15 protein-coding genes are annotated in these 17,719 nt (G+C 55.8%); 3 read left to right on the forward strand and 12 right to left on the reverse strand.

Going from position 1 to position 17,719, the window contains the following annotated elements:
• The 12 genes from fabZ to rpsB all read right to left on the reverse strand — a co-directional run bounded on the left by fabZ (position 1) and on the right by rpsB (position 12,562).
• Positions 1-456: a 3-hydroxyacyl-ACP dehydratase FabZ gene (gene fabZ, locus MXF20_RS07290; protein ID WP_013507953.1), complete on the reverse strand. Its 456-nt coding sequence runs from the start codon at positions 454-456 to the stop codon at positions 1-3.
• Between the two features lie 193 nt (positions 457-649).
• Positions 650-1,675: a UDP-3-O-(3-hydroxymyristoyl)glucosamine N-acyltransferase gene (gene lpxD / locus MXF20_RS07295; protein WP_325968529.1), complete on the reverse strand. Its 1,026-nt coding sequence runs from the start codon at positions 1,673-1,675 to the stop codon at positions 650-652.
• A 3-nt stretch (positions 1,676-1,678) separates the two neighbouring features.
• A complete protein-coding gene (skp, locus tag MXF20_RS07300; protein ID WP_325968530.1) occupies positions 1,679-2,176 on the reverse strand; it encodes a molecular chaperone Skp in 498 nt (165 codons plus the stop codon).
• Positions 2,177-2,287: 111 nt separating this feature from the next.
• Entirely contained in the window at positions 2,288-4,699 is a 2,412-nt protein-coding gene (gene bamA / locus MXF20_RS07305; RefSeq protein ID WP_325968531.1) for an outer membrane protein assembly factor BamA, read from the reverse strand.
• A 51-nt stretch (positions 4,700-4,750) separates the two neighbouring features.
• The gene (rseP, locus tag MXF20_RS07310) at positions 4,751-6,100 is read right to left on the reverse strand and encodes a sigma E protease regulator RseP (protein WP_021507484.1); all 1,350 of its coding nucleotides are present in this window, start codon (positions 6,098-6,100) and stop codon (positions 4,751-4,753) included.
• 12 nt (positions 6,101-6,112) lie between these two features.
• Complete coding sequence (gene cdsA, locus MXF20_RS07315) at positions 6,113-6,970, reverse strand: phosphatidate cytidylyltransferase (RefSeq protein ID WP_325968532.1); 858 nt, start codon at positions 6,968-6,970, stop codon at positions 6,113-6,115.
• An 18-nt stretch (positions 6,971-6,988) separates the two neighbouring features.
• The gene (gene ispU, locus MXF20_RS07320; protein WP_021507486.1) at positions 6,989-7,741 is read right to left on the reverse strand and encodes a (2E,6E)-farnesyl-diphosphate-specific ditrans,polycis-undecaprenyl-diphosphate synthase; all 753 of its coding nucleotides are present in this window, start codon (positions 7,739-7,741) and stop codon (positions 6,989-6,991) included.
• Between the two features lie 165 nt (positions 7,742-7,906).
• Complete coding sequence (ispC, locus tag MXF20_RS07325; RefSeq protein WP_325968533.1) at positions 7,907-9,109, reverse strand: 1-deoxy-D-xylulose-5-phosphate reductoisomerase; 1,203 nt, start codon at positions 9,107-9,109, stop codon at positions 7,907-7,909.
• A gap of 114 nt (positions 9,110-9,223) precedes the next feature.
• On the reverse strand, positions 9,224-9,781 hold the full coding sequence (gene frr, locus MXF20_RS07330; RefSeq protein WP_021507488.1) for a ribosome recycling factor: 558 nt from the start codon (positions 9,779-9,781) through the stop codon (positions 9,224-9,226).
• Between the two features lie 148 nt (positions 9,782-9,929).
• A complete protein-coding gene (gene pyrH / locus MXF20_RS07335; RefSeq protein WP_010616191.1) occupies positions 9,930-10,655 on the reverse strand; it encodes a UMP kinase in 726 nt (241 codons plus the stop codon).
• 153 nt (positions 10,656-10,808) lie between these two features.
• The gene (gene tsf, locus MXF20_RS07340) at positions 10,809-11,660 is read right to left on the reverse strand and encodes a translation elongation factor Ts (protein ID WP_325968534.1); all 852 of its coding nucleotides are present in this window, start codon (positions 11,658-11,660) and stop codon (positions 10,809-10,811) included.
• A gap of 182 nt (positions 11,661-11,842) precedes the next feature.
• On the reverse strand, positions 11,843-12,562 hold the full coding sequence (rpsB, locus tag MXF20_RS07345; RefSeq protein ID WP_325968535.1) for a 30S ribosomal protein S2: 720 nt from the start codon (positions 12,560-12,562) through the stop codon (positions 11,843-11,845).
• A 317-nt stretch (positions 12,563-12,879) separates the two neighbouring features.
• Here rpsB and map point away from each other — a divergent pair, with 317 nt between their 5' ends.
• The 3 genes from map (at position 12,880) to dapD (ending at position 17,525) form a co-directional block, all read left to right on the forward strand.
• The gene (gene map / locus MXF20_RS07350; RefSeq protein ID WP_325968537.1) at positions 12,880-13,674 is read left to right on the forward strand and encodes a type I methionyl aminopeptidase; all 795 of its coding nucleotides are present in this window, start codon (positions 12,880-12,882) and stop codon (positions 13,672-13,674) included.
• A gap of 200 nt (positions 13,675-13,874) precedes the next feature.
• Complete coding sequence (glnD, locus tag MXF20_RS07355; RefSeq protein ID WP_325968538.1) at positions 13,875-16,529, forward strand: bifunctional uridylyltransferase/uridylyl-removing protein GlnD; 2,655 nt, start codon at positions 13,875-13,877, stop codon at positions 16,527-16,529.
• Between the two features lie 171 nt (positions 16,530-16,700).
• On the forward strand, positions 16,701-17,525 hold the full coding sequence (gene dapD, locus MXF20_RS07360) for a 2,3,4,5-tetrahydropyridine-2,6-dicarboxylate N-succinyltransferase (protein ID WP_325968539.1): 825 nt from the start codon (positions 16,701-16,703) through the stop codon (positions 17,523-17,525).
• The last annotated feature ends 194 nt before the right edge of the window (positions 17,526-17,719 follow it).

Consider the following 17,719-nt stretch of genomic DNA (forward strand, 5'->3'; position numbering starts at 1 on the left):
TTATGCCTCCCGGCTACGGGCACACATCATGGTCGCTTCACAGACAATCTTACCGTCTACGGTTGCCACGCCTTTGAAGCGCGTCAGACCACGGCGGGTCTTCTCGAAAGTCACTTCCATGATCATCTGGTCGCCCGGCACTACCGGACGCTTGAAGCGGGCTTCGTCGATACCGGCGAAATAGTACAGCTCGCCGGGTTCCAGTTTCCCAACGCTTTTGAACGCCAGAATACCGGTCGCCTGCGCCATCGCTTCCAGGATCAGAACGCCTGGGAAAATCGGTTTACCAGGGAAGTGTCCCTGGAAAAACGGTTCATTAACAGAAACGTTCTTTACCGCACGCAGATATTTATGCTCTTCAAATTCCAGCACGCGGTCAACCAGCAAAAACGGGTAGCGGTGCGGCAGCAGTTCTAAAATCTCTTCAATTTTCAGAGTATGCGTTTCAGTTGTCAAAATACTCTTCCTGTCCTAAAAATCTGATGGCAACAATAACACGGCCTGCACCGATCAAAATGATCTTTCGCAGGCCGCAAATCAGTTCAGTGGCGTTTCGCTTTCCATGATACCTGCTGCCGCACTCTGGTTAACCCGGAGGTGAAAGAAGGTACGCTGTTTTATTATGAAAGCGGATAGAGCCGGGATGTGCTCAGTCGTCTTTGCCGACCTTGCGTTCGATGGCTTTTAAGCGTTTGCTCATGTCATCGATGTTCATCACCAGCGCTGCCGTTTTACGCCAGGTTTTGTTGGGTTGCAGCGGGATACCCGATGAGTATACCCCAGGCTCTGTGATGGGACGCATGACCATGCCCATGCCGGTTACCGTCACTTTGTCACAGATTTCCATATGGCCGTTAATGACGCTGGCACCGCCAATCATACAGTAACGCCCAATCTTCAGACTACCCGCCATGATCACACCACCGGCAACCGCGGTGTTATCACCAATCACAACGTTGTGCGCAATCTGACACTGGTTGTCTATGATAACACCATTGCCGATCAGAGTGTTATCCAGCGCACCGCGATCGATAGTGGTACAGGCACCAATTTCTACCCGATCGCCAATTATCACGGTGCCCAGCTGAGGAATTTTTACCCAGTTGCCGCGGTCATTAGCATAACCGAAACCATCGGCACCAATCACGGTGCCAGACTGAATCAGACAATCCTGACCCATCTGAATCTCATGATAGATCGTGACGTTGGCCCAAAGACGTGAACCACGGCCAATGCGTGTGCGCTTGCCGACAAAGCAGCCGGCGCCAATCACCACATCATCACCCAGCTCAACGCCGGACTCGATAACCGCGTTAGCCCCCACCGAAACATTGTTCCCCAGCTTCGCGCTCGGGTCGATCACGGCGCTGGGCGCGATATTCTGCGCGGGCTGCGGCGTGGTGTCCAGCAGTTGTGCCATGCGGGCATAAGTCAGATACGGGTTTTTCACCACCAGCGCGGCGGTTTTACACCATTCCAGATCCGCTTCCGTCAGCACCACGGCTGAAGCCTGAACCTGTGCGAGCTGCTCGCGGTAGCGGCTGTTGGCGAGAAAAGTGATTTGACCAGGGGTGGCGGATTGCATAGAAGCAATGCCGGAGATGGCGATATCGCCATCTCCGTGCAATTCTGCATCCAACTGCTGGGCTAAATCAGCCAGTCGAATTGATGACATCGATTATTTAACCTGTTTCAGCACGTCAGCAGTAATGTCTTTCGCGTTAGCAGCGTAAGCAACGGCGTTGGCGTCGATTACAACGTCATACCCTTCGCTGTCAGCCACTTTCTTCACTGCGTCCTGAATACGGCTCAGCAGTTTGTTACGCTCTTCCATCTGACGACGGCGGTTATCCTGATCGAACGCCTGCGCTTTAGTCGAGAACGCTTCACGCTGCGACATGATGTCTTTTTCCATGCGGCTGCGGTCGCTGGCCTTCATGGTGGAACCATCACGCTGCAGTTTCTGCATTTTGGTCTGCAGATCGCGCTCCTGGCTCTGCAGCTCAGTGGCACGGCCCTTGAATTCGCTTTCCAGCTGTTTAGCAACGGTCGCACGTTGCGGTAACTGTTGGAAAATGCTGGACACGTTTACCACTGCAATTTTGTCAGCAGCCTGAACGCCAGCGGAAACCGCTAAAGCAAGACCCAGACCTGCGGCACACAACAACTTTTTCACTATAAACTCCTTACCATCAACGTTTGTGTCAGCGACACAGTGTTGGCATCGTCCGGCTCCCGTCTGGGCCGGCGCGATGCCGTACTACGACTCTGCTTCCGTGCTCAGAACTTACCAGGTTTTACCAATGTTAAACTGGAACTGTTCTGCTTTGTCTCCCTCGACTTTCTTCACTGGCTGTGCGTAGGAGAACACCAGTGGCCCAAGCGGCGACATCCACTGCAGCGCGACACCGGCAGAGACGCGAATGTTGTTCGGGTCGCTGTAGTCCGGAATGCCGGCCGCGCGGGTTTCCGCAGTGTTCTGCCACTTGGTATCCCAGACGGTACCGGCATCCATAAATACCGAGGTACGTACTGAGTTTGCATATTTCTCGCTGAGGAACGGCGTTGGCGTAATCAGCTCAAGGCTGGCAATCGCCATCGCGTTACCGCCCACCGCATCATCAGACTTACAGATGCCGTTTGGATCGGTCAGATTACAGCTCGACGAGTGATCGTTCAGGTAAGCGGCTTTCGGACCAATGGTGTTGGACTGGAAGCCACGTACGGTGCTGGAGCCACCGCCGTAGAAGTTCTCATAGAATGGCATCTCTTTGCCATCGAGTCCGTCACCGTAGCCAACACGGCCACGACCCAGTACCACCCAGGTGCCATCGCGGTTCAGCGGCACGTACTGCTGGGTGTCCAGCGTCGCTTTGTAGAAGGCGTTATCGGAACCCGGAATGGTCACTTTACCGTTCAGGTTGGTACGGTTACCGCGCGTCGGGAAGAAGCCACGATCGAGCGTGTTGTACGTCCAGCCGTAGTTGAAGGTGAAGTCATCCGCAGAGAAATCACCGTCATCATTCAGCCCCTGATGACGCCCCACCGAGTCGAGGTAACGCCACATCGCCACCTGCGGACGCATGTTGGACAGGTCGTTATGCACGTAACCTAAACCAACGCGCAGCGTGTTGTTTTCGTTAACCGGGAAGCCCAGCGTACCGTCAACACCGTAACTTTTGTTGGTGTAGTCGGAGAGGTCAGCATCATCCGCTTTAAAGTCGTTGTAGAAGACGCGGCCGCCGAGGCTCACACCGTCCACCGTGAAGTACGGATCGGTGAGTGAGAATTCTGCGTAGGTCTGGTAGTCGTTCTTGGTACCGCTGATACCCACGGTATTACCGGTGCCGAGCCAGTTATCCTGGGTCACGCCGACCTGGAAGCTGACGCCGCTCTCGGTGCCGTAGCCGACACCAAAGTTGAAGGTACCGGTGTTACGCTCTTTGACCTTATAAACCACGTCAACCTGGTCTGGCGAGCCCGGAACGCGCTGAGTATCAACGTCTACGGTTTCGAAATAACCGGTACGGTTCAGGCGTTCTTTGCCCTGATCGACCAGGTCGCTGCCCAGCCATGCGCCTTCCATCTGACGCATTTCGCGGCGCAGTACGGCATCTTTCGAGGTATCGTTGCCTTCAAAACGCACTTTACGCACGTAGTAGCGGTTACCGGCATCCACGTTGATGTGCAGCTTGACGGTTTTATCCGTGTCGTTGATTTCCGGCTGCGTTACCACGCGCGGATAGGCATAGCCATAACGACCCAGCAGCTTCTTGATGTCATCTTCCATCTGGGTGACTTTGGTGCCGTTATACAGCTCACCGTTTGGAATCTGCGTCAGGTGCTCGATTTCCGCCGAGTGGCCCGCCATGCTGCCGTTGACGATCACGCCAGCAATTTTGTACTGATCGCCTTCGGTGATGTTAACGGTGATGTAGATGCCTTTCTTGTCCGGCGTCAGGCTGACCTGCGTGGAATCGATATTGAAACGCGCATAACCGCGATCCAGATAGAAGCTGCGCAGGGTTTCGAGGTCGCCCGCCAGTTTCTGCTTCTGGTATTTACGATCGCCTACCACGTTCCACCACGGTACTTCGTCACGCAGCTGGAAGCGGGAGATCAGTTCGTCTGAGCTGAACGCTTTGTTGCCGACGATGTTGATCTGCTGGATCTTGGCCGAGACGCCTTCCTGGAAGACGAATTTCAGATCGACACGGTTACGCGGCAGCGGCGTCGCGATGGCTTTGACGCTGGCGGTATATTTACCGACGCTGTAGTAAAAGTCCTCCAGCCCCTTCTCGATGGAAGAGAGCGTGGTGCGGTCCAGCGCTTCGCCGACGCGCACACCGGAGGCCTCAAGGTTCTCCTTCAGCTGATCATCTTTCACCGCTTTGTTACCGGAGAAAGTGATGCTGGCAATGGTCGGACGTTCCTTCACCTGAACAATCAGGGTGGTGCCGTCACGCAGAACCTGGACATCTTCAAAGTTACCGGTGGCGAACAGTGAGCGAATGGTGTTTCTGATGTCATCATCATTCACCGTATCACCGACGCGTACCGGCATGCTGAGCAGAGCCGCGCCGACGGCGACTCGCTGTAGACCTTCGAAATGAATGTCCTTCACTACGAAATCGTCTGCACCGTAAACGGTGGCGCTGCTAAACAGCAGCGACGCTATGAGCAACTTTTTCATCGCCATCGTTGTTATGCGTTTTCCTAACACATCCCGCGCCTGTCTGCGTTCCAGCGATTACAGACGAGAGAAATCATTGAAAAGTGCAAGCCCCATTAAAAGCACCAGCAGAATTGAGCCGATACGATAACTGAAGTCCTGAACTCGCTCGGACACTGGTCCACCTTTGATCTTTTCGATCGCCAGAAAGAGCAAATGCCCACCATCTAAAACCGGCAGAGGGAACAGATTGATGATCCCTAAGTTGACGCTAATCAGCGCGAGGAACATCAGGTAGTAAATCACCCCGTATTCGGCTGATAACCCGGCACCCTGCGCAATCGAAATTGGCCCGCTCAGGTTATTCAGCTTGACGTCCCCTGTTATCAACTTGCCCAGCATCGAAACCGTCAGCTTCATCAGTTGCCAGGTTTTGACACCGGCTTCACCGATAGCGGCAAAAGGCCCGTACTGTTTTACCGTTTTGTACTCATCCGGCAGCGGGATCACGCGCGGTATCACCCCCGCAAAACCTTCCGCTGCATTGCCCGGTTTGGCTTCCGGCGTTAGCGTCAGCGTTAACGGTTCACCGTTACGTTCGACTTCCAGCGCCATGTTTTTGCCGGGGTTATCCCGAACCTGAGCCGCAAAAACCTGCCATTGCGTTAATGGCTGACCATCGACTTTAACGATCCTGTCGCCGGCTTGCAAACCGGCAGCACTTGCCGGTGAACGCGCCTGCACTTCTGCCAGCGTGGTTTCGATTTGCGGCCCGCGCGGTCGAATACCTAAAGCGACCACCGGGTCCTGTTTGTCCGGTTCAAATTGCCAGTCGCGCAGATCCAGCTGCTTCTGCTGCGTCGCCTGCTGACCAAACTGCGACACGGTCAGCGTGGCGTTGCTGTCACCGATCTTGCCGATCAGCGCCAGGCGCACAGCATCCCAGTCAGGCGTTTCGATACCGTCAACCGCTTTAAGTTCCATACCGGAGGTAATTTGCGCTTCGGCCGCGACGGAACCGTTCACTATTTCGCCGACGACCGGACGCACACCCGGTACGCCATGGATGAAAACCACCCAGTAAGCGAACACGGCAAAGATGAAATTGGCGATGGGACCGGCGGCAATGATTGAAGCACGCTGCAGCACGGTTTTATTGTTGAAGGCCTGATGACGTAGCTCTGCCGGCACGCTCTCAACGCGCTCATCCAGCATTTTGACGTAGCCACCAAGCGGAATCAGCGCGATCACGTATTCCGTGCCCTGGCGGTCAGTACGGCGCCACAGCGCTTTACCGAAGCCGATCGAGAAGCGTTCTACTTTGACACCGCAGCGACGCGCCACCCAGAAGTGGCCGAACTCGTGCACGGTAATCAGCACGCCGAGCGCCACGATAAAGGCGACAAAACTCCAGAGTATGCTCAACATTGTCGCTTATCCTCAGAGGGTGCGGAACACCAGCAGCAGCAGGCAGGCAAAAACCGGCACGGCAGCTGTCAGGCTATCAATGCGATCGAGGATACCACCGTGACCCGGAATCAGGTTACCGCTGTCTTTGATACCGGCTTCACGTTTGAACATACTTTCGGTCAGATCGCCCAGCACCGAGGCCAGCGTGGCAATCACCGCACAGATAATCAGCGTGCCCGGCGCCACCGACAGCGGCGCCAGCAGCGCAAACAGCCAGGCGATAATCGCGGAAGAGAGCAGTCCGCCAAAGAAGCCTTCCCAGGTTTTGCCCGGTGAAACCTTCGGTGCCAGCTTGTGCTTGCCAAACAGACGACCAAACATGTAAGCACCGGAATCCGCGCCCCAGACGAGGAACATCACGAACAGCAGCCACCAGGCGCCGGCGAAATGGTCGGTGTCATAGTGATACTGGCGCAGCGCCATCATGCCCCAGAAGAACGGCACGACGGTCAGCACGCCAAACAGCAGGCGCAGCGGACGCGATGTGCGCCACAGCGCAGCCGAGGCCGGATAGAACAGCACGAGAAACAGCGCGACAATCCACCAGCCCAGCGAGGCCCAGAGCGAGCTCTCCATCTGAAGCTGGTGCAGATTGCGTTGATAGGGTTGCAGGGTGAAGAGCATCACCGCCAGCAGCAGGCCGCACAGCACCGCCAGCCAGATACGCTGCTGACGCGTCGCCATACCCGCCAGCTGCCCCCACTCCCAGGCGGCAAGCATGCAGATGATGATGGTGGTAATCGCAAAACCGGACAGCGGCAACCAAAACAGTGCAGCGATCACCAGCGGAATCAGAATAAACGCGGTGATCAGACGAGACTTCAGCAAAGGTTACCCCCAGGTTGCTCAGGCGCCGCCTGGTGCAGCGCCGCCATAGCGTCGCTCCCGCAGAGAGAATGCATTCAGTGCACCTTCAAAAACGTGTTCATCAAAATCAGGCCAGAGAACATCGGTAAACCAAAACTCAGCATAGGCGATCTGCCACAGCAGGAAGTTGCTGATCCGATGCTCTCCCCCGGTCCTTATCACTAAATCCACCGGCGCTTGCTCCTGCATACACAGATGCGGAGCCAGACTTTCTTCAGTTATCTGGTCAGGACGTAACAGTCCTTCCTGAACCTGTTCAGCCAGTTTTTTTACACCCTGGATAATATCCCAACGGCCGCCATAGTTGGCAGCAATGTTGAGGGTGAGTCCATCATTTTGCTGAGTCAGTTCCTCGGCGCGGCGAATGCGTTCCTGAATGCGGTTATTGAAACGGCTGATATCACCAATAATGCGCAGACGCACATTGTGCTTGTGCAGGCTTTTGACTTCGCTGTCGAGCGCCCAGACAAACAATTCCATTAAGGCCGTCACTTCCTGTACCGGTCGGCTCCAGTTTTCACTGCTGAACGCATAGAGCGTGAGCGCTTCCAGCTTGTTGCTGACCGCAAAGCTGACGGCCCGGCGTACTGATTTTACCCCGGCTTTGTGGCCTGAAATACGCAGTTTGCCCTGATTTTTTGCCCAGCGACCATTACCATCCATAATGATGGCCACGTGACGTGGCGTGCAGTACGACCCGTCATCGATTGTATTGTGATTGTTGGACGACATAACGCGTAATAATTCCTTTCATCAGAAATGCTGTGGTTTCTGAATACATTGCGCCTGCGGCAAACGCCGGAAACTTCACCGGATGACATCGAAACAATGTCGGGCCGTAAAACGCGAGCGAGCGACTATACCATTTTCACCCTGAGCGAACAAATAGCGGCACCATCAACCGGCTAAACGAAAGCGCGGCAGCAACGCCGTGGCCCGCACGCGCGCGATCCGATCGATCTCCATCACGTCATCAACGCTGCCCGGCTCCTGACTCTGCAGGGTTGCCAGCACTTCACTGTTGATGGCCGCAATATCGGTGAAGCGGATCTGATGCTGCAGAAAAGCCGCTACCGCGACTTCATTGGCTGCATTCAGCGTGGTGGTGGCTGCCTGTCCGGTTGCACATGCATCGATTGCCAGCTTCAGGCAGGGATAGCGTGCGTAGTCCGGCTCGGCAAACGTCAGCGCCTTCATTCGTGTGAAATCAAGCGGCGTTACGCCAGCGGTAATACGTGCCGGCCAGGCCATGCTGTGGGCGATTGGCGTGCGCATATCGGGTGAACCCAGCTGTGCCAGCACGCTACCGTCGCAATAGCGCACCATAGAGTGAATCACCGACTGCGGATGCAGGATGACCTCCATTTGCGCGTCGGTGGCGTTAAACAGCCAGCGGGCTTCAATGTATTCAAGACCTTTATTCATCATGGTGGCCGAATCAACGGAGATTTTACGCCCCATTGACCAGTTCGGATGCGCACAAGCCTGGTCTGGCGACATGGCGGCCAGCTCGGCTAATGGCGTGTCACGAAAAGGACCACCCGATCCCGTAAGGAGAATCGACTCGATGCCATTCTCCCGCAGATCAGCGTACCCCAACTGATGCTGTATGGAAGCGGGCAAACTCTGAAAAATGGCGTTGTGCTCGCTGTCGACCGGCAACAACTGCGCCTGATGCTGGCGTACCGCCTCCATAAACAAACGGCCGCATGTGACAAGTGATTCTTTATTGGCAAGCAGGACGGTTTTGCCGGCGCGAATCGCGGCCAGCGTCGGTTGTAAACCGGAAGCGCCCACAATGGCGGCCATCACCTGATCGACCTCGTCCAGTGCTGCCAGTTCGCAGGCAGCCTGAACGCCGGAGAGCACTTCGGTATCAATGTTGAGTGCTTTCAGTCGTTCACGCAGCGCCGCAGCGGAAGCGTCATCGGACATCGCCGCGTAGCGCGGTTTGAATTGCTGACACTGTTCGGCCATCAGCGCCACATTCTGGCCGGCCACCAGCGCAGTCACCTGATAGAGTTCAGGATGCGCCGCCACTACCGCCAGCGTGCTGGTGCCAATCGAGCCGGTCGAACCCAGCAGAGTTAATCGCTTCATGGTGCAGTCCCTGTGAAGTCGTGGTGTGCGCCCGCGCGTACGCCGGCACAATGTAAAACGCCGCCAGAGTCGTACTACGTCTCTGAACGGCGTTTTGTCAGGCAAATGACGGAATCAGAATTCCATCAGTTCCTTCTCTTTCTCGGCCAGCGCCGCATCCACATGCTTGATGCGAACGTCGGTCATTTTCTGGATCTCGTCCTGCGAGCGACGCTCGTCGTCTTCACTGATCTCTTTGTCTTTCAGCAGCGCCTTGATCTTGTCGTTCGCATCACGGCGCACGTTGCGCACGGAAACACGGCCCTGCTCGGCTTCGCCACGCACAACCTTGATCAGATCTTTACGACGCTCTTCCGTCAGCGCAGGCAGTGGAACACGGATGTCGCTACCGGCTGAGCTTGGGTTGAGGCCAAGGTCAGAAGCCATGATGGCTTTCTCGACTGCCGGACCCATTGAGCGATCGAACACGTTGATTTTCAGCGTGCGTGAATCTTCAACGGTAACGCTGGCCAGTTGACGCAGTGGCGTTGGCGTACCGTAATATTCCACAACGATGCCGTCGAGCAGTGAAGGCGAAGCACGACCGGTGCGCACTTTGCTGATGGTGTTTTTGAATGCTTCCACGCATTTGTCCATGCGCGTTTCAGCATCTTTTTTAATATCGTTAATCACGTTGAAACCCTTGGATTCGGTTTGACCTGGCCACTTCCGGACGCAGCGGAACGGAAACGGTATCGATAAACATCGATCATCCTGAATGCTGCGCGACAGCAGTGCAGCGCGCCAACAGAATATACCTTATTTTATCCCGCGTCGGGTATTAATGCGTAATCAGGGTGCCTTCTTTTTCACCCATCACTACGCGACGCAGTGCGCCAGGCTTGTTCATATTGAAGACGCGGATCGGCAGTTGATGGTCGCGCGCCAGCGTAAAGGCGGCCAGATCCATCACTTTCAGCTCTTTTTCCAGCACTTCACCGTAGGTCAGCTGTTCGTACAGCGTGGCATCCGGGTTTTTCACCGGGTCGGCTGAATAAACACCGTCGACCTTGGTCGCTTTTAGTACCACGTCCGCTTCGATTTCGATGCCGCGCAGGCAGGCCGCTGAGTCGGTGGTAAAGAACGGGTTACCGGTACCAGCAGAGAAAATCACCACGCGGTTATTGCGCAGCAGGCTGATGGCTTCTGCCCAGCTGTAGTTATCACACACGCCGTTCAGCGGAATCGCCGACATCAGGCGCGCGTTGACGTAGGCACGATGCAGTGCATCACGCATTGCCAGGCCGTTCATCACGGTCGCCAGCATCCCCATGTGGTCGCCGACCACGCGGTTCATGCCTGCCTGCGCCAGACCGGCGCCACGGAACAGGTTACCGCCACCAATTACCACACCCACCTGAATGCCCAGCTCAACCAGCTCTTTCACCTCTTGCGCCATACGGTCAAGCACGCTCGCGTCGATACCAAAACCTTCGGCACCCTGCAGTGCTTCGCCGCTCAGTTTCAGTAAGATACGTTGATATACAGGTTTTGCGTTGGTCGCCATGGTCAATTCTTCCTGGAAGATAAGATGAATGAGAAGTTAAATCTGATCGATCATCCGCTTAGCGCGTGAGAAAAGCTATTGGGATGAGACTGAAAATTGCTGCGCCAAAACGCAGACAAAAAAGAACCGCCTCTCGGCGGTTCCTGCAAACCATTAAGACTGTTTGGACATGGCAGCAACTTCGGCTGCAAAGTCAGATTCGACTTTCTCAATGCCTTCGCCCACTTCGAAGCGGATGAAGTTGATCACGTCAGCGCCCTGCTCTTTCAGCGCCTGGCCAACAGTTTTGCTTGGATCGATAACGAAAGCCTGACCGGTCAGAGAAACTTCGCCGGTGAATTTCTTCATACGGCCTTCAACCATCTTCTCTGCAATCTCTTTTGGCTTGCCAGACTGCATCGCGATGTCCAGCTGAACCTGGTACTCTTTCTCAACCACGTCAGCAGAAACGTCTTCTGGTTTAACGAATTCAGGCTTGCTCGCTGCAACGTGCATCGCGATCTGTTTGATCAGATCGTCGTTAGCGCCTTTCGCTGAAACCAGAACGCCGATACGCGCGCCGTGCAGGTAGCTGCCCAGCTCTGCGCCTTCAAGGACAGCAACACGACGGATGTTGATGTTCTCACCGATTTTCGCAACCAGTGCCACGCGCTCTTCTTCGAACTGCGCTTTCAGAACTTCCACATCAGTCACTTTACCGGCAGCAGCAGCGTCCAGCACTTTGTCAGCAAAGGCCTGGAAACCGGCATCTTTGGCAACGAAGTCAGTCTGGCAGTTAACTTCCAGAATCACGGCATAGTCGCCAGCGATTTTGGTTTTGATCACGCCGTCAGCAGCCACGTTGCCTGCTTTCTTGGCAGCTTTGATCGCACCAGACTTACGCATGTTCTCGATCGCCAGCTCAATGTCGCCGTTCGCTTCGGTCAGCGCTTTTTTGCAGTCCATCATGCCTGCGCCAGTACGCTCACGCAGTTCTTTTACCAGTGCAGCGGTAATTTCAGCCATTCCAGAATCCTCGATTCGTCTCGCAGTGCGTTCACACTGTCAGAAACTTGTTGCGGAAAATTTACTCTGCCCCGCAGGCCCGAACAGGGTGCGTCACAGAAGGAGATAAATAAAGGGGCCTAAGCGGCCCCTTATACAGATAACATCTGATGTCTAAGGGCTCTCAGAAAGAGCGAACCTTATTAAGCTTCAGCAGTTTCTTCAGCCTGCTCAGCCAGGTCTTGTGAACGGCCTTCGCGCACGGTAGTGGCAACGGCAGTCAGGTACAGGCTTACAGCACGGATTGCATCGTCGTTACCTGGGATAACGAAATCAACGCCGTCTGGATCAGAGTTAGTATCAACGATAGCAAATACCGGGATACCCAGGTTGTTTGCTTCTTTGATTGCGATGTGTTCGTGGTCGGCGTCAACAACGAACAGTGCATCCGGCAGACCGCCCATGTCTTTGATACCGCCCAGGCTGTTTTCCAGCTTGGCCAGCTCACGAGCACGCATCAGTGCTTCTTTCTTGGTCAGTTTTTCGAACGTACCGTCCTGAGACTGGGTTTCCAGATCTTTCAGGCGTTTGATTGACTGACGAACGGTTTTCCAGTTAGTCAGCATACCACCCAGCCAGCGGTGGTTAACGAAGAACTGGTCGCAGCTCAGTGCAGACTCTTTTACCGCTTCGGCAGCAGCGCGCTTAGTACCAACAAACAGGATCTTACCTTTACGGGAAGCGATCTTGTTCAGCTCAGCCAGGGCTTCGTTGAACATTGGTACGGTTTTCTCAAGGTTGATGATGTGAACTTTGTTACGCGCACCGAAAATGAATGGCTTCATTTTTGGGTTCCAGTAACGGGTCTGGTGACCGAAGTGAACACCAGCCTTGAGCATGTCGCGCATGGAAACAGTTGCCATGATTACCTCTAAAAGTTTGTTTGGGGTTGGGCCTCCATGTATCCCATACAACCGACCTCTTACGAGGCACCCCGGCGTATGTGTCGATACATGTGTGTTTTAGTACACATAATGAGATTTATGCGTTTCCTGCCCCCTCATACGAGGTGACAGAGAATCGTCGGCGCGCTTTATACCACAATGCGCAGGAATACGCCAACAGTTGTTAGCATGAGCGGCACGGCAAAATCCCGATTTGGCAGCCCATTTGCTGGCTGCTAACATGGCTGCCACAGAACTCATTATTGTCGAAAATTGCGGCGATTGCGGATTATTTAATGGCCATTTCAATCAAAACCCCAGAAGAAATCGAAAAAATGCGCGTGGCGGGCCGTCTGGCTGCGGAAGTGCTGGAGATGATTGCCCCGCACGTGGTGCCGGGCGTGACCACCGGCGAGCTTGACCGTCTGTGCCACCAGCACATCACCGAAAAGCAACAGGCTATTTCGGCCTGTCTCGGCTATCACGGCTTCCCGAAATCCGTGTGTATTTCGGTCAACGAAGTGGTGTGTCACGGTATTCCCAGCGACGATCGCGTGCTGAAAGAGGGTGATATCGTTAACGTCGATGTCACGGTGATCAAGGATGAGTATCATGGCGATACCTCAAAGATGTTCATCGTCGGGCAGCCAACCATTCAGGGCGAGCGCCTGTGCCGCGTTACGCAGGAGAGCCTGTACATTGCGCTGCGTCTGGTGAAGCCGGGCATTCGCCTGCGTGAACTGGGCCGGGCGATTCAGAAATATGTCGAAGCACAGGATTTCTCCGTGGTGCGCGAGTATTGCGGACACGGTATCGGCAAGGGCTTCCATGAAGAGCCACAGGTGCTGCATTACGATGCCGACGACAGCGGCGTGGTGCTGCAGGCTGGCATGACCTTTACCGTTGAACCGATGGTCAACGCCGGTGATTATCGCATCCGCACCATGAAAGATGGCTGGACGGTGAAAACCAAAGATCGCAGCTTGTCCGCACAGTATGAGCATACTATTGTGGTGACGGAAAACGGCTGTGAGATCCTGACGCTGCGCGCAGACGACACTATTCCGGCCGTGCTGGAAAACAACGCGTAACGCGCTTCATCAGGACAGCAGGCCGGCTTAAAACGAACGCTGGCAGTATACGTTCGCCCATCCCTGCACTTCCCGTAGCGGCGCCCTTTATCGAGCGATAATGCGCGCCGCTGCGGCTGTAATGCGTCTGGCTGCGGCGGGTAACTGAACGGCATCATGGCTGTAAGCCCGCTTTTTTATGGCGCAGAAGAGGCATGTTGATGAGTGGTAGCGTGACCGAAGCAGTACACAAAGGCCTGACCGATTCCCCCGCCAGCTGGCCTGACGACGCGCTGACGCGCGACAAACTCAAACAGTACCTTGAACAGTTTCAGCAGCATCTGGGCAGCGCTTTTGACGCCGGCAGCGATATCGAATCGCTGATTGATGCGCGCACGCTGTTTATCGATCGCCTGCTGCGCCGGCTGTGGCGTCTGTACGGCTTCGACCAGATGAAAGAGATCGCGCTGGTGGCGGTGGGTGGCTACGGCCGCGGCGAGCTGCACCCGCTGTCGGACATCGACGTGCTGATCCTGAGCCGTCAGCCGCTGGATGAAGCTGCCGCGCAGCGCACGTCGGAACTGCTAACGCTGATGTGGGATCTCAAGCTGGAGGTCGGCCATAGCGTGCGCACGCTGGAAGAGTGTCTGCTGGAAGGCTTGTCGGATCTCACCGTGGCGACCAACCTGATTGAGTCGCGCATGCTGACCGGCGACGTGGCGCTGTTTCTCGAACTGCAAAAGAATATCTTCAGCGACGGTTTCTGGCCGTCGTCACGCTTCTTTGCCGCCAAAATTGAGGAGCAGCTGGAACGCCATCAGCGCTATCACGGCACCAGCTACAACCTTGAACCGGATATCAAAAGCAGTCCGGGCGGATTGCGCGATATTCACACTCTGCAGTGGGTCGCGCGCCGTCACTTTGGTGCCACCACCATGGATGAGATGGTCGGTTTTGGCTTTCTCACTGAAGCCGAGCGCAATGAGATCAATGAGTGCCAGGAATTTCTCTGGCGCATTCGTTTCGCGCTGCACCTGACGCTGCCGCGTTACGATAACCGCTTACTGTTCGACCGCCAGCTCAACGTGGCACAGCGCCTCAACTATGGTGGCGAAGGCAATGAGCCGGTTGAGCGCATGATGAAGGATTTTTACCGCGTCACGCGCCGCATCGGCGAGCTGAACCAGATGCTGCTGCAGCTGTTTGACGAAGCCATTCTGGCGCTGTCGACCACCGAAAAGCCACGCAGCATTGATGAGGATTTTCAGCTGCGCGGTAATCTGATCGACCTGCGCGATCCCGCGCTGTTTGAACGCGAGCCGCAGGCGATTCTGCGCATGTTTTACGTGATGGTACGCAACGAAAGCATTACCGGCATTTACTCCACTACGCTGCGTCAGCTGCGCTACGCGCGACGTCACCTGCAACAGCCGCTGTGTCAGATTCCCGAAGCGCGCCGCACCTTTATGGCGATTCTGCGCCATCCTGGCGCGGTGAAGCGCGCGCTCGTGCCGATGCATCGCCACAGCGTGCTGTGGGCCTACACGCCACTGTGGGGCAACATCGTCGGCCAGATGCAGTTCGACCTGTTCCATGCTTATACCGTAGATGAGCACACCATTCGCGTGCTGCAGAAGCTGGAGAGTTTTGCCGACGAAGCCACACGGTCGATGCATCCGCTGTGCGTCGAGCTGTGGCCGCGGCTGCCACAGCCGGAACTGCTGCTGATGGCCGCGCTGCTGCACGATATCGCCAAAGGGCGCGGTGGCGATCACTCGATCCTCGGCGCGCAGGACGCGCTGGACTTTGCCGAACTGCACGGCCTCAACTCACGCGAAATGCAACTGGTGGCCTGGCTGGTGCGCCATCACCTGCTGATGTCGGTCACCGCTCAGCGCCGCGATATTCAGGATCCGACGGTAATTCAGCAGTTCGCCGAGGTGATGCAAAACGAAAACCGGCTGCGCTATCTGTCCTGCCTGACGGTTGCCGACATCTGTGCCACCAATGAAAGCCTGTGGAACAGCTGGAAACAGAGCCTGCTGCGCGAGTTGTTCTTCGCCACCGAAAAACAGCTGCGGCGCGGTATGGAGAACAGTCCGGATCTGCGTGAGCGCGTGCGTCATCACCGGCTGCAGGCGCTGGCGCTGCTGCGCATGGAAAATCTCAATGAAGAGCGCCTGCACCATATCTGGAGCCGCTGCCGCGCCGACTATTTTCTGCGCCACACGCCCAACCAGCTGGCGTGGCATGCGCGTCATCTGATCAATCACGACCTCAGCAAACCGCTGGTGCTGGTCAGTCCGCAGGCCACGCGCGGTGGCACCGAGATCTTTATCTGGAGCCCGGATCGCCCTTACCTGTTTGCCGCCGTCGCCGGAGAGCTCGATCGCCGCAATCTGAGCGTGCACGATGCGCAGATCTTTACCAGCCGCGACGGCATGGCCATGGACACCTTTATTGTGCTGGAGCCGGATGGCAGTCCGCTGGCGCCGGATCGCCATCCGCTGATCATTCAGGCGCTGGAGCAGGCAATCACGCAAACGCAGTGGGTGCCGCCGCGCACGCGTCGTCAGTCATCGCGTCTGAAACACTTCAGCGTCGATACCGAAGTCAACTTTTTGCCCACCCATACCGACCGCCGCAGCTATCTGGAGCTGGTGGCGCTGGATCAGCCAGGCCTGCTGGCGCGCGTGGGCGAAGTGTTTGCTGACCTTGGCGTGTCGCTGCACGGCGCCCGCATCAGCACCATCGGCGAGCGGGTGGAGGATTTGTTCATCCTCGCCGACAGCGAACGGCGCGCGCTGGATGCCGAAATGCGCACGGTGCTGCAACAACGGTTGACAGAGGTGCTTAATCCAAACGATAAAATGTGACCCGGCTTCCATTCTTCACCTTGCCGGTGCGCTGGCCTGGTGACCCGGTTCATCCGTGGACCTCGCCGCATTGGGCGCTACCGTCTTGCAGCATGAAGGATGTTTGCCCGATAATTTTACTCTGCACGCCAGCTGGCGTGCATTCCGCTATGACAGACTCAGGAATTAAATATGCAACAGTTACAGAGCGTTATTGAATCCGCCTTTGAGCGCCGCGCCGACATTACGCCGACCAGCGTGGACAGCGCTACCCGTGAAGCCATCAATCAGGTGATTGGCCTGCTGGACAGCGGTGAACTGCGCGTGTCAGAAAAGATCAACGGCGAATGGGTAACGCATCAGTGGCTGAAAAAAGCGGTACTGCTGTCGTTCCGTATCAACGACAACCAGGTGATCGAGGGCGCAGAAACCCGTTTCTACGACAAAGTGCCGATGAAATTTGCCGGCTGGGATGAAGCGCGCTTTAAAAACGCCGGCTTCCGCGTGGTGCCACCGGCGGCAGTGCGTCAGGGTGCATTCATCGCACGCAACACCGTGCTGATGCCGTCCTATGTCAACATCGGTGCCTATGTCGATGAAGGCACCATGGTCGACACCTGGGCCACCGTGGGCTCCTGTGCGCAGATTGGTAAAAACGTGCACCTGTCCGGTGGCGTGGGTATCGGCGGCGTGCTGGAACCGCTGCAGGCGAACCCTACCATCATCGAAGATAACTGCTTTATCGGCGCACGTTCTGAGATCGTTGAAGGCGTGATCGTCGAAGAAGGCTCAGTGATTTCCATGGGCGTCTACATCGGCCAGAGCACCAAAATCTACGATCGCGAAACCGGCGAAGTGCATTACGGTCGCGTACCAGCGGGTTCCGTAGTGGTTTCCGGTAACCTGCCGTCTAAAGATGGCAGCTACAGCCTGTACTGTGCAGTGATCGTGAAGAAAGTTGACGCGAAAACGCTGGCAAAAACCGGCATCAACGAACTGCTGCGCACCATCGATTAAGTTTTACCCCCGCGTAATTTACGTTCACGGGCCTGTATTCAGGCCCGTCATTTTTTCTTTACACTCCTGCCGCCATTACCTGTTTCGCGCCGCGAATTAACAGGTGCGTTTGTTTTTCAAACAGGTCATAATCCGCGCCAGTTAACTCCGGTCGCGCACTGTTCATCCCGGTTTTTGTGTCTACAGTTGATTAA

The organism is Pantoea dispersa (assembly GCF_035783935.1).
GTDB classification, from domain to species: Bacteria; Pseudomonadota; Gammaproteobacteria; order Enterobacterales; family Enterobacteriaceae; genus Pantoea; species Pantoea dispersa_C.